This is a genomic window from Kitasatospora sp. NBC_01287 (assembly GCF_026340565.1).
Lineage (GTDB): Bacteria > Actinomycetota > Actinomycetes > Streptomycetales > Streptomycetaceae > Kitasatospora.
On the sequence record NZ_JAPEPB010000001.1, the window covers coordinates 4,216,367 to 4,236,138 of the forward strand.

Genomic DNA, 19,772 nt, shown 5'->3' on the forward strand with positions numbered 1-19,772 from the left:
CGGCCGCTTGCGCAATCCTGCGCGAAAACGCTATACATCACTCACTTTCACGCATCTCTCGACCCGATCACCCCCCACCGCACCCCTCCCCCGCCCCACCCGCGCCCCGCCCTCACTCCACCCGCACCCGCCCCCGGCCGGGCGGAGCGACCAAACTCACCCGCGCCAGGTCGACAAAACCGACCACTGGACTAGACCTCTCCTCCTCGGTCAAGGGAAACTGTCCCCCGTGAAGCACGTCATCGCACTCGATGTAGGCGGCACCGGCATGAAGGCCGCGCTGCTCGCCCAGGACGGCTCCGTGCTGTTCGAAGCACGCCGACCGACCGGGCGGGAGCACGGCACGGACGCCGTTGTCACCGCCATCCTCGACTTTGCCGCCGACCTCGCCGAGGAGGGCCGCCGCCGCTTCAGCGAGGGCCCGCTCGCGGCCGGCGTCGCGGTCCCGGGCACGATCGACGAGAAGAACGGGATAGCGGTCTTCTCCGCCAATCTCGGCTGGCGGGACCTGCCGCTGCGCAAGCTGCTCGGCGAGCGGCTGGGCGGCCTGCCGGTCGCCCTCGGCCACGACGTCCGCTCCGGCGGGCTGGCCGAGGGGCGGATCGGCGCCGGCCGCGGGGTCTCCCGGTTCCTCTTCATCGCGCTGGGCACCGGCATCGCCGGCGCGATCGGGATCGACGGGCGCATCGAGGCCGGCGCGCACGGCTACGGCGGCGAGATCGGCCACGTGGTGGTCCGTCCCGGCGGCCCGGCCTGCGGCTGCGGCGCCCGCGGCTGCCTGGAGACGCTGGCCTCGGCCTCCGCGGTCTCCCGGGCCTGGGCCGCGGCGGTCGGCGACCCGGCCGCCGACGCGGCCGACTGCGCACTCGCCGTCGAGGCGGGCGACCCGCGCGCCGCGGCGGTCTGGCGCGAGGCGGTCGACGCCCTGGCGGACGGCATCGTGCTGGCGCAGAGCCTGCTCGACCCGTCCACCGTGATCGTCGGCGGCGGCCTCGCCGAGGCCGGTGACACCCTCTTCACACCCCTGCGCGCGGCGGTGGCGGAGCGGTTGACCTTCCAGATGCCCCCGGAGGTCGTACCCGCGATGCTCAAGGACACCGCCGCATCCCTGGGCGCTGGTCTGCTCGCCTGGGATCTGCTCTCTACGGAGGTGACCGCGTGACGACCACGCGGAATCGATTCGTCCTGTCCGGAGCCCGACTGGTGCTGCCCGGCGGCGTGGTCGAGAACGGCCGCCTGGCCGTCGACGGCGCCACCATCTCGGAGATCGGCGGCGAGGGCACCCCCGCGGACCTGGACCTCACCGGCTGCACGGTGGTGCCCGGCTTCGTCGACCTGCACGTGCACGGCGGCGGCGGCGCCTCGTACGCCGCCGGCCTCGCCGAGGAGGCGCTGACCGCCGCCCGCACCCACCTGGAGCACGGCACCACCACCACGGTCGCCTCCACCGTCACCGGGGAGATCGACGAGGTCTGCCGGCAGGCCGCCGTCCTCTCCGAGCTGGTCGAGGAGGGCGTGCTGGCCGGCGTCCACTTCGAGGGGCCGTTCATCTCCCCCGGGCGGTGCGGCGCGCACCGGCCCGACCTGCTGCGCGAGCCCGACCCGGCGCTGGTCCGCAAGCTGGTGGACGCCGCCCGGGGCACCGCCAAGATGGTCACCCTGGCGCCCGAACTGCCCGGCGGCCTGGAGTCGGTGCGCCTGCTCGCCGACCTCGGGGTGATCGCCGCGGTCGGCCACACCGACTCCGACTACGCCAAGACCCTGGAGGCGATCGAGGCCGGTGCCAGCGTCGCCACCCACCTCTTCAACGCGATGCCGGGCATCCAGCACCGTGCCCCGGGCCCGATCGTGGCGCTGCTGGAGGACGAGCGGGTCACCGTCGAGCTGATCAACGACGGCACCCACCTGCACCCCTCGGTGCTGGACCTGGCCTACGGCACGGCGGGCGCCGCCCGGGTGGCGCTGATCACCGACGCGATGGGCGCGGCCGGCATGGGCGACGGGCTCTACCCGCTCGGCCCGCTGCAGGTCCAGGTGCTGGACGGGGTCGCCCGGCTGGTCGAGGGCGGCTCGATCGCCGGCTCCACGCTCACCCTGGACGTCGCCTTCAAGCGCTCCGTCACCGTCAACAAGCTGAGCCTGGCTCAGACCGTGCAGTCGATCTCGACCACGCCCGCCACCCTGCTCGGGCTCGGCGACACGCTCGGCTCGCTGGCCGTCGGCAAGCGGGCCGACCTGGCGATCCTCGACTCCAGCTCGTACGACCTGCTCGGCGTGGTCCGGCGCGGCGAGTGGATCAAGGGCGCCGAGCGCTTCACCAGCGGGAGCTGAGTACCCCTCAGGTTCACCGGGGAGCGGCGGTCGGCCCCTGGCCGACCGCCGCTCCGTGCGTCAGCTGCTCGCGGAGCCCGGGGTGGCTCCCGAGGCCCCACCGGACGGCGCCCCGCCGGGCGCCGGGGCGCCGCTCGCGCTCGGGTAGTCGCCGTTGTACGCGTACGGGGTGAGCACCACCTGGTCCACCTGCACCGGGCCGCCACCGGGCACCGAGACCGTGATGGTGTTGCTGCCCGCCTGCAGGTCCGGCCAGACGTTGGTGTAGGACCAGTACGGGTCGCTGCCGGGCGCGTTGGAGTTCTTGAAGGTCGTCCCGCCCGGCTTGTCCTGGCCGTTGACGGTGATCGAGGCCTTCACCGGCCCGCCGGTGTTGTTGTAGTGCACCCAGAACTTGTACTGCCCGGCGGTCGGCGCGGTGAAGGTCCAGGTGGCCGAGGAGCCCTGCTGGAGCGTCAGGTAGCTGCCGTCGGAGGAGACCGAGCCCTTGAGCCCGCTGCCGGGACTCGCCCCCTGGGCCTGCGCCTTGGCACCGTCGAGGAAGCTGAACGAACTCTCGTCCGCGGAGGTGCTGGGCGACGGCGAGGCCGAGGCCGAGGCATTGCCGGAGGACGAGGACGAGGACGAGGGCGCCGACGACGAGTGGCCGGACACGCCCGCCGAGGGCGCCGGCGGGGCGGCGTTGTCCTTGCCGCTCTTGCCGTCGTTGCCGGACAGCGCGATCCCGGAACCGATCGCGATCGCCGCGACCACCGCGACCACCGCGATCACCGGGCCCTTGCCGCGCCCGCGCGGCGCGTCCTCACCGGGCTGCGGTCGGGACCGCTCGGCGTAGCGGGGCTGCTGGTTCGGCAGTTGCGCGGTGCTCTCCGGGCCCGGGCCGTACGGACCGCGCGGCGGCTGCTGCTGGTACGGCGGCGGGTAGCCGCCCTGCTGCTGCGGCGGCGCTCCGTACTGGGCCCGGCCGACCTCCATCGGGCGGGTGTACGAGGTGCGCGGCACGCCGGGCGCGCGGTTCGGCGCGCCCTCCCCCTCGCCGCCCTCGGAGCGGTACAGGTAGGCGAACGGGTCGTCATCGGCGGGTGGCTGCTCGGCGCCCTCGGGTCCGGGCCCGCTGTCGGCTGTCATCGCGCTGGTCAACTCCCCAAAGGCCGCTCAAGGCCGATGCCGTGTCCGGACCCGTTACGGACCGCACCCTACCCGCCGCACCTGATGAGGCGAAAAGCCGCTCGCCCGGTGGAACCGCCCGACCACGCCCGACCAGGCCGGGCCGGGCCGGGCCCGGCTCCGGCCCGGTTCCCACGGACCCCGCCGAACCCGTCCCGGACGGACAGCTCCTGGACCGCTCCTACACCGCGCGGCGGTGCGAGCGCTCGCCCCGGGCCCCGCGCACCGCGCCGCCGCGAGCCCGCTTCTCGTCGTACATCCGCTTGTCGGCCGCGTGCAGCACCTCTTCGATGCTCATCCCGCAGCCCGCCCAGCCGATCCCCATGCTGACCCCGACCCGCACCACCCGGCCCGCTATCCGCATCGGCGGGACGACCGCGTTGCGCAGCCGCACCGCCAGGTCGGCGGCCTCCTCGCTGCCGATCCCGTCGGCCAGCACGACGAACTCGTCACCGCCCAGCCGAGCCACCGTGTCCCCCTCGCGGACCGCCTGCTGCAGCCGCCGGGCCACCTCCACCAGAACCGTGTCGCCCGCGTTGTGGCCGAACCGGTCGTTGACCGACTTGAAACCGTCCAGATCGCAGAAGAGCACCGCGAGCCCCTTGGACCCTGGCGGCCCGGCCGGACGCGAGCGGCCGTGCCAGGCCTCCGGGGCGCTCGGCGGCTCGGCCGGCACCACCGCGTGCACGTGTTCGGGCGGGGCACTGCCGTAGCCGCCCCGGCCCGGCGCGCCCAACCGCTCGGAGTAGCCGTGCACCACGGCGCCGCGCGCCCCGGCGCCCCAGCCGCCCTCCAGCGGCCCGGCGGCCGGCTCCAGGGCCTCCTGCCCCGAGCGCGCGCCGTGCGGGCTGTAGAGGCCCAGCGAGGCGTGCGTGCTCGCCGCTCCCTCCAGCGCGCACGGGGCCGGCTCGGCCGCCCCGTGCTGGGCCGCGCCGCCCGGGCCCTGCGGCAGCGAGCAGAGCCGGCGGGCCAGCCGGGTCCGCAGCTCGGCCCCGTTGGGCAGCCCGGTGAGCGCGTCGTGGCTGGCCCGGTGGGCGAGCTGCAGCTCGTGCCGCTTGCGGTCCTCGATGTCCTCGACGTGGGTGAGCAGGAAGCTCGGTCCGTCCGCCGCGTCCGCGACGACCGAGTTGCGCAGGCAGACCCACTGGTAGCCGCCGTCCCGGCGGGCCAACCGCAGTTCGGCCCGGCCGCTCTCGGCACTGGTGCGCTCCAGCAGGCCGCGGTCCTCGGGGTGCACCAGGTCGAGGAAGCTCTGCCGGCGCAGCACCGCGCGCGGGCGCCCGAGCAGCCGGCAGAGGGCGTCGTTGACCCGGGCCAGCTGGCCGCGCGCCGCACCGTGCAGCTCGGTGATGGCCATCCCGCTCGGGGCGTACTCGAAGGCGTGCCGGAAGCTCTCCTCGCTGGCCCGCAGCGCCTGCTGCTCCTTCTCCAGGCGGGCCAGCGCGCGTTGCATCTCCGCGCGTAGTCGGGCGTTGCCGATGGCGATGGAGGCCTGCAGGGAGAACATCTCCAGCGCCTCGCGGGTCCAGGCGCCCGGGCGCTTGCCGCTGCGCGGGCGGTCCACACTGAGCACGCCGAGCAGCTCGCCGCCGGCGCTGTACATCGGGGCGAGCAGGCCGTCCTCGGGGTGCCAGTCGTTGGCGTAGACCGGCAGCGGACCGTCCCCGGTCCACCGCGGGATGTCGGTGCCCACCGCCCAGCCCCGGTCGTGCGGCAGGAAGCGCAGCGTCCCCCAGTGGTCACTGACCGCCAGCAGCCGCTCCCAGGACTCCCGGGTGCCGACCTGGCCGAGCAGCACCGCGGGCCCGCCGTAGTCGCGCTCCTCGTACTCCCAGACGGCCGCCACCACCAGGTCGCCGTCGGGCCGGACCAGCGAGAGCGCCGCGGCGTCGAAGCCGAGCCCGTGCACCGAACCCTCGACCACGGCCTGCAGGGTGCCCGCCAGGCTGCGGGCAGCATTGAGGTCCGCCACGACCCGATGCAAGGTGCGGAGGGTCGCGAGGCGGACGTACGGCTCCGACTCGGCTTCCATGCGGGGGCTCCCCGGCTTCTTCGGATAGGTCTTGATGGTTATCGTCCGATTGCCAGAAGAACTGAATCACAGCGAGCACAACGATCGGCACGCTCGGTCAGCAATAGGTCGTCACTTGTGACTCAAATCACACAACGCATAGAGAGGCAAACCCGGTTCATCCCGGTCATGCCCGGACACGATGCGGCGATGGACACCTTCGAATTCGGTCGGGCACGCCCCGAGCTGTAGCCCGCGCCCGCCAGCGGGCCGCACGGCTTCACCGCCGGGAGTGAGCCTGCCCCCGCCCAGGGTGAACCGGTGACCGCCAACCGGCCGACGCCCAGCTGCCGCGCCCCGCGCGGTACCGGGCCGCTGGGCCTAGGACCACCGCCTGATGTCAGGACACCCGCGCGGCGGCTACCGTGCGGTACGTGTCCATGTCGCCGCAGCCCGCCGCTGCCCCCCTCGCCACGCCGGACGAGTTCCGGGCCGCCCTGTCCCAGCTCGCCGCCGGGGTGGCGCTGGTGACCGTCCATGACGCCGGCGAGCCCGGCCAGGGGCGGGGCGAGGACGCGGGGATGACCGCGACCTCGTTCCTCTCGGTCTCGCTGGAGCCACCGCTGGTGCTGATCTCGGTGCGCGAGGACTCGCGGATGGACGAGCTGCTCTCCCGGGTGGACCGCTGGGCGGTGTCGCTGCTGGGCGAGCAGCACAAGGCGCTGGCCTCGCGGTTCGCGATGAAGGGCCGGCTCAGCGACCGGCTGCTCTTCGCCGACACCCCGCACGAGCGGGGCCCGGCGAGCGGGGCGCCGCTGGTCACCGGTGCACTGGCGACCGTGGAGTGCCGCACCGAGCAGCGGATGACGGCGGGCGACCACACCCTGCTGATCGGGCGGGTACTGGAGGCGCGGGTGCCGGCGCCGGACAGCCGCCCGCTGCTCTACTTCCGGTCCGGCTACCGCTCGCTGGCCTGACCCGACCCGCGGCGCCTACATGATCGGGACGGCGCTCACTCACCCCGGTGCGGGCCGCGTCCGCGCTTGACCTCGGAGCGGCGCTTCTTGTTCTCCAACCGCCGCTCGACCATGCCCCGGCTGGGCTTGGTGGCCCGCCGGCTCTTGGGCGGCGGCGCGGTCGCCTCGCCGAGCAGCGAGGCCAGCCGGGCGGCCGCGACCTCGCGGTTGCGCCACTGCGAGCGGTGCTCGCTGGCCCGCACCACCAGCACCCTGCCATCCACCAGGCGGGCGGCCAGGCGCTCCAGGGCGCGCTCCTTCCACACCTCGGGCAGCGCGGCCGAGGCGGCCAGGTCGTAGCGCAGCTCGACCTGGGTGTCGGAGGTGTTGACGTGCTGGCCACCGGGGCCGCTGGAGCGGGAGAACCGCCACTGGAGCTCGGCCTCCGGAACCACCACCGAGCCCCGCACGCGAATGGGTTCGGGCATGCGCCCATCATCCCCGGCCCGGAGCCGTGCCGTCACCCGGTTATCGCCGACCGCTCCGGACCGGAACAATGGCCGCTGTGATCGAGCTCGGCTACTCCCTCTCCGTCCGTTTCCCCGACCCCCCGCAGACCGACTACCGCACCGCCTCGGTGCAGGCGCTGCGCCATGACCTGTTCTGCGGTGACGTCTACCTGGCGGACGAAGAGCAGGAGTTGTCCACAGCCTGGGGATGGGTTCCCGTGCTGGACTTCGCCTGGGCGCTGTGCGACATCGTCGAGCAGCTGGACGCCGACCCGCGCGGAGCCCGGGCCGCCGCCATCCAGCGGGCCGACCTGGACTTCACCCAGTCCACCGAACTGCTCCGGTTCGCCCGCCGGTTCGGACTGGTCGAGGTCTCCGCCACCTGGCTGGACGAGGATCCGGTGGTGGTGCGGCACGCGGAGCTGCGGCGCGAGGCCCGCGACTTCCTACAGGACCTGCTGGCCGACCTGGGCGACCTGCACCCCGAGCTGGCCGACAACCCGCAGATCTGGACGGTCCAGGCGCGCTTTCCCAGGGTCTGACCGCCCCGGAGCGCCGGCCCGGGGAACCGGTCCACCGGTGCCCGGCGTTCTCCCCGGGTACGACATACCGATGAAGGGACCGCAACGACCATGCCTGTGAGCCTGACCAAGGGCGGCAACGTCTCGTTGACCAAGGAAGCCCCCGGACTGACCGCGGTGACCGTCGGCCTCGGCTGGGACGCCCGGACCACCACCGGCGCCGAGTTCGACCTGGACGCCAGCGCGATCGTGCTGGACGCGGCGGGCAAGGTGCTCTCCAACGCCCACTTCGTCTTCTTCAACAACCTGCGCACCCCCGACGGCATGGTGGTGCACGCCGGTGACAACCGCAGCGGCGACGGCGAGGGCGACGACGAGCGGATCGACGTCCAGCTGGCCGGGCTCGGCGCCGAGGCCCAGCGGATCGTCTTCCCGGTGACCATCTACGACGGGCTGGCCCGGGCGCAGAGCTTCGGCCAGGTGCGCAACGCCTACATCCGGGTGCTCAACGCGCACGGCGGCACCGAGCTCGCCCGCTACGACCTCTCCGAGGACGCGGCCACCGAGACCGCGATGATCTTCGGTGAGCTCTACCGCAGCGGCGACGAGTGGAAGTTCCGGGCCGTCGGCCAGGGCTACGCCTCAGGCCTGGTCGGCATCGCGCAGGACTTCGGCGTGGACGTCTGACCGGCCCCGGCGGCACGCCGAAAAAACGTGAGCCCGGCTCGATCAGTTGATCCGAGCCGGGCTCACGTTTTTCGGGGTGCCCTCGCGGTGCTCTCGCGGTGCTCTCGGGGGCCGGCCGGCGCGGCGCGCTCAGCCGCGCCGGGAGGCGCGCAGCTCGCCCAGGTCCAGCAGCTCGGTGTCGTCCTCCGGTGTCAGGTCGACCGCCTCGGGGCGCTGCTGGGCCGCCACCTCGTCCCCCAGCACGTCCGCCAAGTCCTCCTGCCCCGCCGTCACCGGCACGGCTGCCGGCGCCGCCCGCTCGACCAGCCCGGGCCGCTCCGTGTTCCCGCCGTTCCCGCCGTTCCCGACGTTCCCGACGTGCTCGACACTCTCGACCCGCTCAGCCGACTCGGGGGCCCGCACGACCGGCTCGGCCAGCTCGGCCAGCTCGGCCAGCTCGGTGACCGACCGCACCGCGGGGGCCGGCGCCGCCGCCCGCACCGCCGCGCCGCGGTCGAAGAAGCTGAACCCCGCACCCCGGGCGGCACCCTGCTGCGGGCGCGGCCGCTGCCGCTCCACCGGGACCGCCACCGCGGCAGCCGCCGCGGAGGCCGGACCCGGCAGCACCGGGCGCACCGGCGGGGCGGTCACCGCGGGCCGCTCCGAGCGCACCGCCGCGGACACCGGCGCGCCGGTCCGCTCGGCGGCCACGGCGGGGGCGTGCGTCGCGCGCACCTCGGGCAGCGCCGCCGGGGCGACCGCCCGCCGCGCGGTCCGCTCGGCCTCGGTGGCGGACCGCTGGGCCCGCCGCTCCAGCGCCCGCAGCGCGTTCGCCGCCTTCAGGTAGGCCACCGGCGTCAGCGGATGCGCCGGCCTGGCCTCCTCGATCGCCCGCTGGACCGCCTCGGCCTCCTTGAGCGCCTGCTCGGCGGCCAGCACGGCCCGCTCGCGCAGCAGCCGGGCGATCTCGGTCTCCGCCTTCGCCAGCCGAGACTTCTCCGCCGTCAGCCGACGCCCGAGCCGAGTGGCCCGCTCCTCGGCGACCTCGGCGGCGTACTCCGCCTCCGCCAGTTGCTCCTCGAAGCGCTCCTCGTCGCGGATCCGGCGCAGCGCCGCCGCGTCCGCCGCCGCCCGGGCGGCGCGATCGCGCTGGCGCAGCACCAGGGCCAGCCCCAGCACCGCGAGCACCGCCGCGACACCCACCGAGCGGGCCACCACGCGGTCCTCACTGACCAGCTGGGCGGCGAGCGCGGTCACCGTGAGGATCGCGGCCGCGGTGGGCGGCAGCGCACGGCTGAACAGAGAGGAGTGTCGGTGGCGTCCGCGAGGCATGGGCAAGAAACTAGCGTGCGAATAGCGGCATTGTCAGCCTGAGGCCCGATCCCGACCTTGACAGACCGAGGTCGCCACCGAGCGCGAGCGCCCGGCCGACGCACCGTCAGCGGGCTGAGGGTGCCGCGCCCTTGCCGCCGCCGTCGCCGCTGTCCTCGGGCAGCTTGCAGATGTGCTGGAGCCAGAGCGCCACCGCGACCACCGCGGCCCCGGCCAGCACCGCCAGGCCCGCGGTGAGCGCGGGGCCCTTGTGCGCCTCGAAGTCCGGCAGCGTGAGGAGCACGATGGCGAAGCCCGCGTAGACGCCGCTGACCAGGGCCGAGACCAGCGCGCTGGCCTGGCCGAGCACCAGCGCCCGGGCGGCGCCGAGCGGGTCGACCCGCTTCGCCCCCGGCGCCCGGTCGCGCACGGCCTTCAGCCGGGAGCGCAGCGAGATCGCCGTGGCGAGCAGGATCACCGCGATCGCGGCGAGCACCACCGGGGCCGCGGCCGGCACTCCGGGCAGCGTGTCCAGCGAGTTCCACAACTTGGTACCGGCCCAGGACAGCGCCGTCGCGACCACGAAGATGCCGAGCAGGAGACGGAGGCGGAGCGGCTTCACTGGAAAGAGGGTCCTTCCCGACGGTGGGTGGTGCGGGCAGCGCCAACCCACCGTACCCGCACCCGCGCGTCCGATTACCGGGGCACCGGCCGGGCCGGCCTCACTCCGGCAGCCGCAGCTGGATGTCGCCGCGCCGCTGCACGCCCTGCGCCCCGTCGCCGCCCAGGGCCGCCAGCAGCTCGGCCACCTTGCCGTGGCCCGGCAGCTCGCCGGCCGGATCGGCGTCGCTCCACGGCGCGAGCACGAAGGCCCGCTCGTGGGCACGCGGGTGCGGCAACAGCAGCACCGGGTCACTGCTCAGCACGTTCTCGTAGGTGAGGATGTCGACGTCCAGCGTGCGGGCGCCCCAGCGCACCGCGCGCTCGCGCCCGAAGGCGTCCTCGACCGCGTTGGCCCGCTCCAGCAGCGAGTACGGCGGCAGCGTGGTGCGCAGCACCACCACCGCGTTGTAGTAGTTGGGCTGCTCGTCGGGGCCACCCAGGGCCGGGGTCTCGAAGACCGCGGAGACCGCGGTGATCCGCAGACCAGGGGTGTCGGCCAGTGCGTCCACGGCGCCCTGCAGGGTCTCCAGCCGGTTGCCCAGGTTGCTCCCCAGGGCCACCACCGCGGTGCGCGGGTTCTGCAGGGTGGCGTCGACGCTGTCCAACCGGTGCTCCAGGTCGAAGGTGGTCGGCGAGGCGGTCGGATCGCTGGTGCTCATCGGAAGTCCTCTTCGGCTGGCGGCACGGCTGCGGGAATCACCGGGGCCCTCACACGCGGCCCCGGTGGATGGTGATGGTCACATCGTCGAACGGCACCGTGATCGGCGCGTCGGGCTTGTGCACAGTGACCTCGACCTCCTCAACCGCGTCGTGCTTGAGGCACTGGTCGGCGATCCGCTGGGCCAAGGTCTCGATCAGGTCCACCGGCTCACCGGCGATGATCGCGGTGACCTCCTCGGCGACGACCCCGTAGTGAGCCGTGCGTGTGAGGTCGTCGCCGGAGGCGGCCGGGCGGGTGTCGAGGAAGAGCACGAGGTCGACCACGAAGGTCTGCCCCTCGACGCGCTCGCGCTCGAAGACGCCGTGGTGGCCGCGGGCACGCAGGCCCCGCAGGGTGACGCGGTCCAGCACCTGAATCACTGCTCCTGATCTTGGAACGGCAGGCTCCATCGCCCGCCGTCCATCGAATCTACCCCCGGCGAATCTACCTCTGGACCATGACAGCCCTGCGGGTCAGTCCTCGTCCTCGTCATCTCCGCTGGTCAGCACGGGTGAACCATGGTGCGACCAGAGCCGCCAGCCGGCCGCGGTGCGTCGGAACAGGTTGGTGGAGACCACCTTGCCGCCGACCAGCGGGCCCAGCTCCCCCTCCTCCTCCGCCTCGCCGCCGGAGAGGATGTTCTCGGTGCAGGTGACCAGGGCCACGTCGCCCTGCACCTCGACCTCGACATCGGTCAGGAAGAACTGGATGTACTCGGTGTTCATCATGATCAGCAGGTAGGAGCGGGTGACCTGGGCCCGCCCGCGCAGCACCGGCCAACCCGGGTGCACGCACACCACGCCGGTCTTGTCGTCGGCGTCGGCCGCGGAGAGCCAGACGTCCTCGATGGCCTCCAGGTCGCCGTTCTCCAGCGCCTCGTAGAGCCGCTGGTTGGCGGCCAGCACGGCCTCCCGGTCAGCGGCCGCCGCGGCCGCCGCGCCCTTGCCCAGCATCCCGTTGCCCGCCGTACTGTCACCGGTCACGCCACCACCCACTTCCGTCAGCTCAGCTCGCCCCTGCCGCCTGCCAGGCGGCCACCACACGGACCGCGTCCGCCGTGCCCGCCACGTCGTGCACCCGGACGGCCCAGGCACCCGCCCTGGCCGAGAGCACCGAGATCGCCGCGGTGGCGTCGTCGCGCTGCCGGGCCGCGCGCAGCTCCCCGGTTTCCGGGTCGGCGAGCAGCGTACCCAGGAAGCGCTTGCGCGATGCGGCCACCAGGACGGGGCGACCCAAGGCGGTCAGCGCGTGCAAACCCCCCAGCAGCGCCCAGTTGTGCTCGCTGGTCTTGGCGAAACCCAGCCCCGGATCCAGGATGAGCTGCTCCTCCTTGACCCCCGCCGCCAGCAGCGCCTCGATCCGCACCGTCAGCTCGGCCAGCACGTCGGCGACCACGTCGCCGTAGACCGCGAGCCGGTCCATGTCCACCGACTGCCCGCGCCAGTGCATCACCACGAACGGCGCCCCGTGGTCGGCCAGCACCTGGGCCATCGCCGGGTCGGCCAGGCCGCCGGAGACGTCGTTGACCAGCGCGGCACCGGCCGCCAGCGCCTGCTCGGCGACCGCGGCCCGCATCGTGTCCACCGAGACGACCACCCCGGCCGCGGCCAGCTCCCGCACCACCGGGAGCACCCGGCGCAGTTCCTCGCGCTCGGTGACCCGCGCGGAGCCGGGACGGGTCGACTCCCCGCCCACGTCCACCAGGTCCGCGCCCCGGGCCACCAGGTCGAGCCCGTGCGCCACCGCGGCGTCCGGGTCCAGCCACAGCCCGCCGTCCGAGAAGGAGTCGGGGGTGACGTTGACGACGCCCATCACGGCGCAGCGGTCAAGGGCGGGCAGGCCGGGCAGCGGGTTGTTCATGGAACCATTATCGAACGCCCCGCCGTCCGGCCCGCTGCGTACCGGGACCGGTCGGTCTAGGCCGCCGGGACGATCGTCCCGGACTCGCCGGCCGGGGTCGGCATCAGACCCTGGCGCTGGCGCTTGCGGCCGAACTTCGGCATGCCCAGCGTGATGAACGCCTCGGCCTGCATCACCGCGAAGCCGATCCGGGGCAGGTCCCGGGTGCTCGGGTAGACCATGAAGCGCGGTTCCCACTCCGGCTGGAACTTGGCGTTGAACTTGTACAGCGACTCGATCTGGAACCAGCGCGACAGGAAGACCAGCAGACCGCGCCAGGCCCGCAGCACCGGCCCCGCGCCGATCCGCTCACCGCGGGCCAGTGCCGAGCGGAACATCGCGAAGTTCAGCGAGACCCGGCGGACACCCAGGGCGGGCACCGCCTGCAGCGCCGCCACGATCAGCAGCTCGTTCAGCCCGGGGTCGGCGGCCCGGTCACGGCGCATCAGCTCCAGCGAGATGCCGTCCGGCCCCCAGGGCACGAAGTGCAGCACGGCCTTGAGGTCGTCGGCCGCGGCGCCGCTCTCGCCCTCCTCCGGCGCCTTGTGCGCGGTGACCACGACGCAGTCGTCGTCGGCCGGGTCGCCGAAGCGGCCCAGCGCCATCGAGAAGCCGCGCTCGGTGTCGGTGCCGCGCCAGCGGGCGGCGGCGTCCGCGATCCGCACCTTCTCCGCCAGGGTCAGGTCGCTGACCCGGCGGACCTGGCAGGAGTAGCCGTTGCGCTCGATCCGCTTGACCATCTGGCGCACGTTGCGCATGGCGCGCCCGGCCATCGAGAAGGTGGTCGCGTCCACGATCGCCTCGTCGCCCAGCTCCAGCGCGTCCAGCCCGGCCTCCCGGGTCCAGACCTCGCCACCCACCTCGCTGCAGCCCACCACGGCCGGCACCCAGGCGTGCTCGCGGGCCTGCGCCATGAAGACCTTGATCGCGCCCGGCCAGGCCTCCACGTCACCCACCGGGTCACCGGAGGCCAGCATCACGCCGGAGATCACCCGGTAGGAGATGGCCGCCTTGCCGGTCGGCGAGAAGAGCACGCTCTTGTCCCGGCGCAGCGCGAAGTAGCCCAGCGAGTCGCGCTCGCCGTGCCGCGCCAGCAGGGCGCGGACCTTGACCTCCTCGTCGGCGGTCAGCTCCGGTTCCGGCTTCTCCGGCCGCAGCAGCAGGTAGGCGGTCGAGAAGGCGGTCAGCAGGCCCAGGCCGGCCAGCGAGTAGCCGACCACGTCGCCGATCCGGTCCGGGTGGTAGGTGATCGGACCGTCCATGCCGAACAGGCCCCAGACGGTCTCGTGCACCCGGGCGAAGAGGCTCGGCGAGCCCATCTCGCGGCGCGGGTGCGTGCTGACGATGAGGAAGCCCAGCCCGAGGCTGATCGCCCCCATCACCACCAGGTTGAGCAGCGCCCGCCAGCGGGTGCGCGGGTCCGCCTTGGCGAAGAACTCGCGGCGGTGCACCAGCAGGACGGCCAGCACCACCAGCGACACCACGGCCGGCCCCACCTGGTGCCAGCGCAGGATGTGCAGCGCCGCGCCCGCCGGCAGCAGCACGCAGACCATCCGCCAGGCCCGCCGCTTGCGCCGGCGCAGCGCGTGCGCCAGCAGCACCAGCAGGATGCCGATCAGCAGGGTGCCCGCGGTGGCCAGCGTGGTGGTGGTGCCCGGCAGCTGCCCGGCCCAGGTGTGCATCCGGGTCTTGCGCAGCTTGGGGAAGATCGCGCTGGCGATGTCCACCAGGCCGATCAGCAGGCAGGCGTAGCCGACCGCGCCCGGGAGCCAGGCCCGGGGGACGGCGGCGGCCTGGCTGCGCAGCGTCTGCAGTCCTCGCCGACGGGGCTGCTCCGGGGCCGCGGGAGAGGGCTCAGTGGACACGGGAACGCTCATGAGGACTCAGCGTAGAGGGTGTGCGCGGCTGCCCGGTCACCCCGGGGGATGAGCCGTGATGGGCCTTCATACGTATGTCCTTACCTTGACCATGGGACCGTCAAGAGCGAGTAATGGCTGGTCCGGCTGTGTCTGGCTGATCCGCCGGGCGGCCGATTCGACCCCCCGCACGGGTGGCGACGCCGAAGTCTAGGCCCTTGGTTCCTGTGGGTGAAGCCGCGCCGCGGGCAACGGCGCGCCCGTGCCGCGCGCCGTTCGCCTCGCGTTGCCCAACTGGCCAAGTCATTTGAAGCTGGGACGTGACGCCCCGACAGATCGTCCGGCCCCGCCAGGGGGAGGCCCTGAGATGGAACTGACCAGCAGCGTGCTGGTGTACGCCGTGGCCGCGCTGGCCGCACTGGCCCTGCTCGCCACGCTCTGGCTCTGGCCGCGGCTGTCCCGCCAGCGGCCGTTGTCACTGCTCGGCAGACTCGGGCTGCTGATGCTCACTCAGCTCGCCGTGCTGGCGGTCTGCGGGCTGAGCGTCAACAACGCCTACGGCTTCTACACCTCCTGGCGGGACCTGCTCGCCCCCGACTCCAGCAAGCTGGCGCTCGCTCCGGCACAGGGCGGCGGCAAGGGCGGCCCGCCGAACGGGGGCGCACTGGTGCAGCCGGCCGACGACGCGGGCCTGGCCGGCCTCACCGACCTGCCGCAGGGCAGACCGGAAGAGGTGGGCCGGGTGGACTCCATCCGGGTGAGTGGCAAGGCGACCGGCCTCTCCGACCAGATGTTCATCTACCTGCCGCCCGAGTACTTCAATCCGAAGTACGCACGGGAGCGCTTTCCGGTGCTGCTCACCCTGACCGGCTTCCCCGGCCCGTCGCTGACCCTGCTGAGCGATCTGCACACCCCGCAGACGGTCTGGGACCTGCAGCGCACCGGCAAGATGGCGCCGACCATCGTGCTGATGGCCCGGCCCACCGTGGCCGCGCCGCGCAACACCGAGTGCGTGGACGTGCCGGGCGGGCCGCAGAGCGAGACGTGGTTCGCCAAGGACGTGCCGACCGCGCTGCGCTCCGCCTACCGGGTCAGCCGCTCCCCCGGCTCCTGGGGCGTGCTCGGCTACTCCACCGGCGGCAGCTGCGCACTGCGGCTGGCCCTGCGCGACCCCGACGCCTACGGCTCGGCGACCGCGCTGCACGCCGACTACCAGGTCTCCGGCGACTGGAGCAGCGGCGACCTGTTCAACGGCAACCAGCAGCTGGCGCAGAGCTACGACCTCGGCTGGCGGCTGCGCAGCCAGCCGCCGCCCAAGTCCGCGCTGATGGTGATCAGCACCAAGACGGAGGAGGACTACGCGGCCACCGAGCAGTTCCTGGCCGAGGCGAGGACGGTCACCGCCGCGCACCCGGAGTTCACCGTCGACTCGCTGATCCTGCCCGACGGCGGGCACACCTTCGACACCTGGCTCCGCGAGCTGCCCGCCGCCCTGGAGTGGAGCGGCGACCACCTGGCGCCGCCGCCGGACCGCGAACCGCGCGCCTGACGGATGCCGGGGCGGTGACGGCCGGCTCGGGGTTCCGGCTACCGCCCGATGATCAGGCTCATCGCCTCGTTGCGGGTGGCCGGGTCGCGCAGCTGCCCGCGCACCGCCGAGGTGATGGTCTTGGCACCGGGCTTGCGGATGCCGCGCATCGACATGCACATGTGCTCGCACTCGATCACCACGATGGCCCCGCGCGGCTCCAGGATCCGCATCAACGAGTCGGCGACCTGGCTGGTCAGCCGCTCCTGCACCTGGGGGCGGCGGGCGAAGACGTCGACCAGCCGGGCCAGCTTGGACAGGCCGGTGATCTTGCCGCTGGTGGACGGGATGTAGCCCACGTGCGCGACGCCCTGGAACGGGACCAGGTGGTGCTCGCAGGTGGAGAACACCTCGATGTCCTTGACCAGCACCATCTCGTCGTGGCCGAGGTCGAAGGTGGTGGTCAGCACGTCCTCGGGCGTCTGCCACAGGCCCGCGAATATCTCCTTGTAGGCCCGCGCCACCCGGGCCGGGGTCTCCAGCAGGCCCTCGCGGTCCGGGTCCTCGCCGACCGCGATCAGCAGTTCGCGCACAGCGTTCTCGGCCCGCTTCTGGTCGAAGGTGCCGATGGCGGCCTGTCCGTCGAGCGTCACCGGGTCGATCATGCGAGCCTCGCAGGTAGCTGGGAAGAGTGAACGAGCCTGAACAGCACGGATGCCGCGCCTCCAGGGTACAAACCCTGGAAACGCGGCATCCATTCCGGCCGGTGGTCCGGCGCTGATCAGTGCTCGGTGGACGAGTCCCCGCCGAGCGGCGGGAGCTTGACGATGTCCACCTGGGTTGCCTCGACGGCGGCGGCGCCGTTGGTCAGCGCCAGCTCCCTCGGGGACTGCACCGGCGGGCGGGTCGACGGCGTGCGCCGGGCCGAGCCGGTCCAGGCGGGGCGGTGCGGGCGCTTCACCACGGGGGTGAAGATCTCCGCGATCTGCTCCTTGTTCAGGGTCTCCTTCTCGAGGAGCTCCAGGACCAGGTTGTCGAGCACGTCGCGGTTCTCGACCAGGATCTCCCAGGCCTCGTTGTGCGCGCTCTCGATCAGCTTCTTGACCTCTTCGTCCACCAGCCCGGCGACCTCTTCCGAGTAGTCGCGCTGGTGGCCCATCTCGCGGCCCAGGAAGGGCTCGGAGTTCTCGCTGCCGAACTTGATCGCGCCCAGCCGCTCGGTCATGCCGTACTGGGTGACCATCGCACGGGCGGTGGCGGTGGCCTTCTCGATGTCGTTCGAGGCGCCGGTGGTCGGGTCGTGGAAGACCAGCTCCTCCGCCGCGCGGCCGCCCAGCATGTAGGCCAGTTGGTCGAGCATCTCGTTGCGGGTGGTGGAGTACTTGTCCTCGTCCGGCAGCACCATGGTGTAGCCGAGCGCCCGACCGCGGGACAGGATGGTGATCTTGTGCACCGGGTCGCTGTACTGACAGGCCGCCGCGACCAGGGCGTGTCCGCCCTCGTGGTACGCGGTGATCTTCTTCTCCTTGTCCGACATGATCCGGGTGCGCTTCTGCGGACCCGCGACCACGCGGTCGATCGCCTCGTCCAGCGTGCCGTTGTCGATCAGCTTCTTGTCCGAGCGCGCCGTCAGCAGCGCGGCCTCGTTCAGCACGTTGGACAGGTCGGCACCGGTGAAGCCGGGGGTGCGCTTGGCGACGGCCCGCAGGTCGACGTCCGGCGCGACCGGCTTGCCCTTCTGGTGCACCTTGAGGATCTCCAGGCGGCCCTGCAGGTCCGGGCGGTCCACCGCGATCTGGCGGTCGAAGCGGCCCGGACGCAGCAGCGCCGGGTCCAGGATGTCGGGGCGGTTGGTGGCGGCGATGAGGATCACGCCGCCCTTGACGTCGAAGCCGTCCATCTCGACCAGCAGCTGGTTGAGTGTCTGCTCGCGCTCGTCGTGGCCGCCGCCCAGACCGGCACCGCGGTGCCGGCCGACCGCGTCGATCTCGTCGACGAAGACGATCGCCGGAGCGTTCGCCTTGGCCTGCTCGAAGAGGTCGCGCACCCGGGAGGCGCCGACACCGACGAACATCTCGACGAAGTCCGAGCCGGAGATCGAGTAGAACGGCACGCCCGCCTCGCCCGCGACGGCGCGCGCGAGCAGGGTCTTGCCGGTGCCGGGCGGGCCGTAGAGCAGCACGCCCTTGGGGATCTTGGCGCCGACCGCCTGGAACTTGGCCGGCTCCTGCAGGAACTCCTTGATCTCGTGGAGCTCCTCGACCGCCTCGTCGGCGCCGGCGACGTCCGAGAAGGTGGTCTTCGGGGTGTCCTTGGTGAGCAGCTTGGCCTTGGACTTGCCGAACTGCATGACCCGTGAGCCGCCACCCTGCATCTGGTTCATCAGGAAGAGGAAGACCACGACGATGATGACGATCGGCAGCATCGACTCGAGGAGGCTGACGAAGGTCGATGTCTTCTCCGGGCTGACCGTGTAGCCCTGCGCGGGCATCTTGCCCGGGGCCGAGGACATCTCCTCGGCCAGGTCCTTGCCCTGGTCACCGATGTAGGAGGCCTGGAACTTGCTGCCCGACGGCGCCTTCCCGGAGCTGCCGACCGGCAGCGTGGCGCCGTCCTTCAGCTGGATCTTGATCGTGTTCGAGTCCCCAGTGGTGAGCTGGGCCTGCTGGACATCGCCAGCATTGATCGCCGCTACCACCTGGCCGGTGTCTACCGTCTTGTAGCCGTTCGAGTCAGAAACGACCTGCATCAGCACAATGACGGCGACGACTGCCAGGAGGATCCATGCGATCGGCGCGCGGAAGTATCGCTTGACGTCCATCCATGCGGGGCGTTGCCGCCCCGTCCCTCCTGCCACTCAACGGCACCGGCCGGTCTTTCGGCCGCCGGCGCATCCGATATGTGCATATGCACACTGTCCGCCGCCGCATGTTTGGTACGACGAGCAGGTAATTTGACCGTACAGCAGTGATGCCCCGCTCTGTGGAAGCAAGGCGGTACGGTCCTCATGCAGTTGTGGGTCCGCCGAGTCCAACGGGCGAAATCGGTGCGGTGTTCCCCCCGAGCACGAGTTCCGGCTCAGCCGCCGTACACGTGTGGGGCGAGCGTACCGATGAAAGGCAGGTTGCGGAGCTTCTCGGCGTAGTCCAGGCCGTAACCGACCACGAACTCGTTCGGGATGTCGAAGCCGACGTACTTGACGTCGATCTCCACCTTGGCCGCGTCCGGCTTGCGCAGCAGGGTGCAGACCTCGAGCGAGGCCGGGCCGCGCGAGCCCAGGTTGCCGAGCAGCCAGGACAGCGTCAGGCCGGAGTCGATGATGTCCTCGACGATCAGCACGTCGCGACCGGCGATGTCGGTGTCCAGGTCCTTGAGGATCCGCACCACACCGGAGGACTTGGTGCCCATCCCGTAGGAGGAGACCGCCATCCAGTCCATCGTGACCTGCGAGTGCAGCGCCCGGGCGAGGTCGGCCATCACCATGACGGCGCCCTTGAGGACGCCGACGATCAGCAGGTCCTTCCCGGCGTAGTCCCGGTCGATCCGCGTCGCCAGCTCGAGCAGCTTGGCGTCGATCTCGTCCTTGCTGATGAGCACCTTCGCCAGGTCGGCGCCCATGTCCTTGTCGTCCACCGGGAGTACGTCCTCAAGGGT

General features: G+C 72.7%; 19 protein-coding genes. 6 read left to right on the forward strand and 13 right to left on the reverse strand.

Annotation, left to right across the window (positions count from 1 at the left end):
* Positions 1-229: 229 nt before the first annotated feature.
* Positions 230-1,162: an ROK family protein gene (locus tag OG455_RS17850; protein ID WP_266294879.1), complete on the forward strand. Its 933-nt coding sequence runs from the start codon at positions 230-232 to the stop codon at positions 1,160-1,162.
* The gene (nagA, locus tag OG455_RS17855; protein WP_266294881.1) at positions 1,159-2,331 is read left to right on the forward strand and encodes an N-acetylglucosamine-6-phosphate deacetylase; all 1,173 of its coding nucleotides are present in this window, start codon (positions 1,159-1,161) and stop codon (positions 2,329-2,331) included. The genes OG455_RS17850 and nagA overlap by 4 nt, the downstream gene beginning before the upstream one ends.
* Before the next feature lie 60 nt (positions 2,332-2,391).
* Here nagA and OG455_RS17860 read toward each other — a convergent pair whose 3' ends face one another.
* Positions 2,392-3,459, reverse strand: coding sequence for a hypothetical protein (locus tag OG455_RS17860; protein WP_266294883.1), 1,068 nt, complete (start codon positions 3,457-3,459; stop codon positions 2,392-2,394).
* Between the two features lie 220 nt (positions 3,460-3,679).
* Entirely contained in the window at positions 3,680-5,530 is a 1,851-nt protein-coding gene (locus OG455_RS17865) for a diguanylate cyclase (protein WP_266294885.1), read from the reverse strand.
* A 419-nt stretch (positions 5,531-5,949) separates the two neighbouring features.
* On the opposite strand from OG455_RS17865, the gene OG455_RS17870 reads away from it, so the two are divergent.
* On the forward strand, positions 5,950-6,486 hold the full coding sequence (locus tag OG455_RS17870) for a flavin reductase family protein (protein ID WP_266300852.1): 537 nt from the start codon (positions 5,950-5,952) through the stop codon (positions 6,484-6,486).
* Positions 6,487-6,521: 35 nt separating this feature from the next.
* Here the strand turns inward: OG455_RS17870 and arfB are convergent, their stop codons facing one another.
* A complete protein-coding gene (gene arfB, locus OG455_RS17875; RefSeq protein ID WP_266294887.1) occupies positions 6,522-6,953 on the reverse strand; it encodes an alternative ribosome rescue aminoacyl-tRNA hydrolase ArfB in 432 nt (143 codons plus the stop codon).
* A gap of 77 nt (positions 6,954-7,030) precedes the next feature.
* On the opposite strand from arfB, the gene OG455_RS17880 reads away from it, so the two are divergent.
* Both OG455_RS17880 and OG455_RS17885 read left to right on the forward strand, forming a co-directional pair.
* Positions 7,031-7,516 (forward strand): hypothetical protein, encoded by a 486-nt coding sequence (locus OG455_RS17880; RefSeq protein WP_266294889.1) that lies wholly within the window; start codon positions 7,031-7,033, stop codon positions 7,514-7,516.
* 90 nt (positions 7,517-7,606) lie between these two features.
* Positions 7,607-8,182, forward strand: a complete 576-nt coding sequence (locus tag OG455_RS17885; protein WP_266294891.1) for a TerD family protein — start codon at positions 7,607-7,609, stop codon at positions 8,180-8,182.
* A 129-nt stretch (positions 8,183-8,311) separates the two neighbouring features.
* Here the strand turns inward: OG455_RS17885 and OG455_RS17890 are convergent, their stop codons facing one another.
* The 7 genes from OG455_RS17890 to OG455_RS17920 form a co-directional block, all read right to left on the reverse strand.
* Positions 8,312-9,493 carry a hypothetical protein gene (locus OG455_RS17890; protein WP_266294893.1) on the reverse strand — a complete coding sequence of 394 codons (1,182 nt, stop codon included), beginning with the start codon at positions 9,491-9,493 and terminating at the stop codon, positions 8,312-8,314.
* 106 nt (positions 9,494-9,599) lie between these two features.
* Positions 9,600-10,094 (reverse strand): DUF3180 domain-containing protein, encoded by a 495-nt coding sequence (locus OG455_RS17895; RefSeq protein ID WP_266294897.1) that lies wholly within the window; start codon positions 10,092-10,094, stop codon positions 9,600-9,602.
* Positions 10,095-10,194: 100 nt separating this feature from the next.
* Entirely contained in the window at positions 10,195-10,794 is a 600-nt protein-coding gene (folK, locus tag OG455_RS17900) for a 2-amino-4-hydroxy-6-hydroxymethyldihydropteridine diphosphokinase (protein WP_266294900.1), read from the reverse strand.
* A gap of 49 nt (positions 10,795-10,843) precedes the next feature.
* Positions 10,844-11,203 carry a dihydroneopterin aldolase gene (gene folB / locus OG455_RS17905; protein WP_266300853.1) on the reverse strand — a complete coding sequence of 120 codons (360 nt, stop codon included), beginning with the start codon at positions 11,201-11,203 and terminating at the stop codon, positions 10,844-10,846.
* A 105-nt stretch (positions 11,204-11,308) separates the two neighbouring features.
* Positions 11,309-11,788 carry a nuclear transport factor 2 family protein gene (locus OG455_RS17910; protein ID WP_266300854.1) on the reverse strand — a complete coding sequence of 160 codons (480 nt, stop codon included), beginning with the start codon at positions 11,786-11,788 and terminating at the stop codon, positions 11,309-11,311.
* A 52-nt stretch (positions 11,789-11,840) separates the two neighbouring features.
* A complete protein-coding gene (gene folP, locus OG455_RS17915) occupies positions 11,841-12,695 on the reverse strand; it encodes a dihydropteroate synthase (RefSeq protein WP_266294903.1) in 855 nt (284 codons plus the stop codon).
* 56 nt (positions 12,696-12,751) lie between these two features.
* Positions 12,752-14,611: a phosphatidylglycerol lysyltransferase domain-containing protein gene (locus OG455_RS17920; protein ID WP_266294907.1), complete on the reverse strand. Its 1,860-nt coding sequence runs from the start codon at positions 14,609-14,611 to the stop codon at positions 12,752-12,754.
* Between the two features lie 346 nt (positions 14,612-14,957).
* Between OG455_RS17920 and OG455_RS17925 the strand changes: the two genes are divergently transcribed.
* Positions 14,958-16,139, forward strand: a complete 1,182-nt coding sequence (locus OG455_RS17925) for an esterase family protein (RefSeq protein ID WP_266294912.1) — start codon at positions 14,958-14,960, stop codon at positions 16,137-16,139.
* A 38-nt stretch (positions 16,140-16,177) separates the two neighbouring features.
* Here the strand turns inward: OG455_RS17925 and folE are convergent, their stop codons facing one another.
* The 3 genes from folE to hpt form a co-directional block, all read right to left on the reverse strand.
* A complete protein-coding gene (folE, locus tag OG455_RS17930) occupies positions 16,178-16,783 on the reverse strand; it encodes a GTP cyclohydrolase I FolE (protein ID WP_266294915.1) in 606 nt (201 codons plus the stop codon).
* Between the two features lie 116 nt (positions 16,784-16,899).
* Positions 16,900-18,939: an ATP-dependent zinc metalloprotease FtsH gene (gene ftsH, locus OG455_RS17935; RefSeq protein WP_266294918.1), complete on the reverse strand. Its 2,040-nt coding sequence runs from the start codon at positions 18,937-18,939 to the stop codon at positions 16,900-16,902.
* A gap of 257 nt (positions 18,940-19,196) precedes the next feature.
* Positions 19,197-19,751, reverse strand: a complete 555-nt coding sequence (hpt, locus tag OG455_RS17940) for a hypoxanthine phosphoribosyltransferase (protein ID WP_266294920.1) — start codon at positions 19,749-19,751, stop codon at positions 19,197-19,199.
* Between the last annotated feature and the right edge of the window lie 21 nt (positions 19,752-19,772).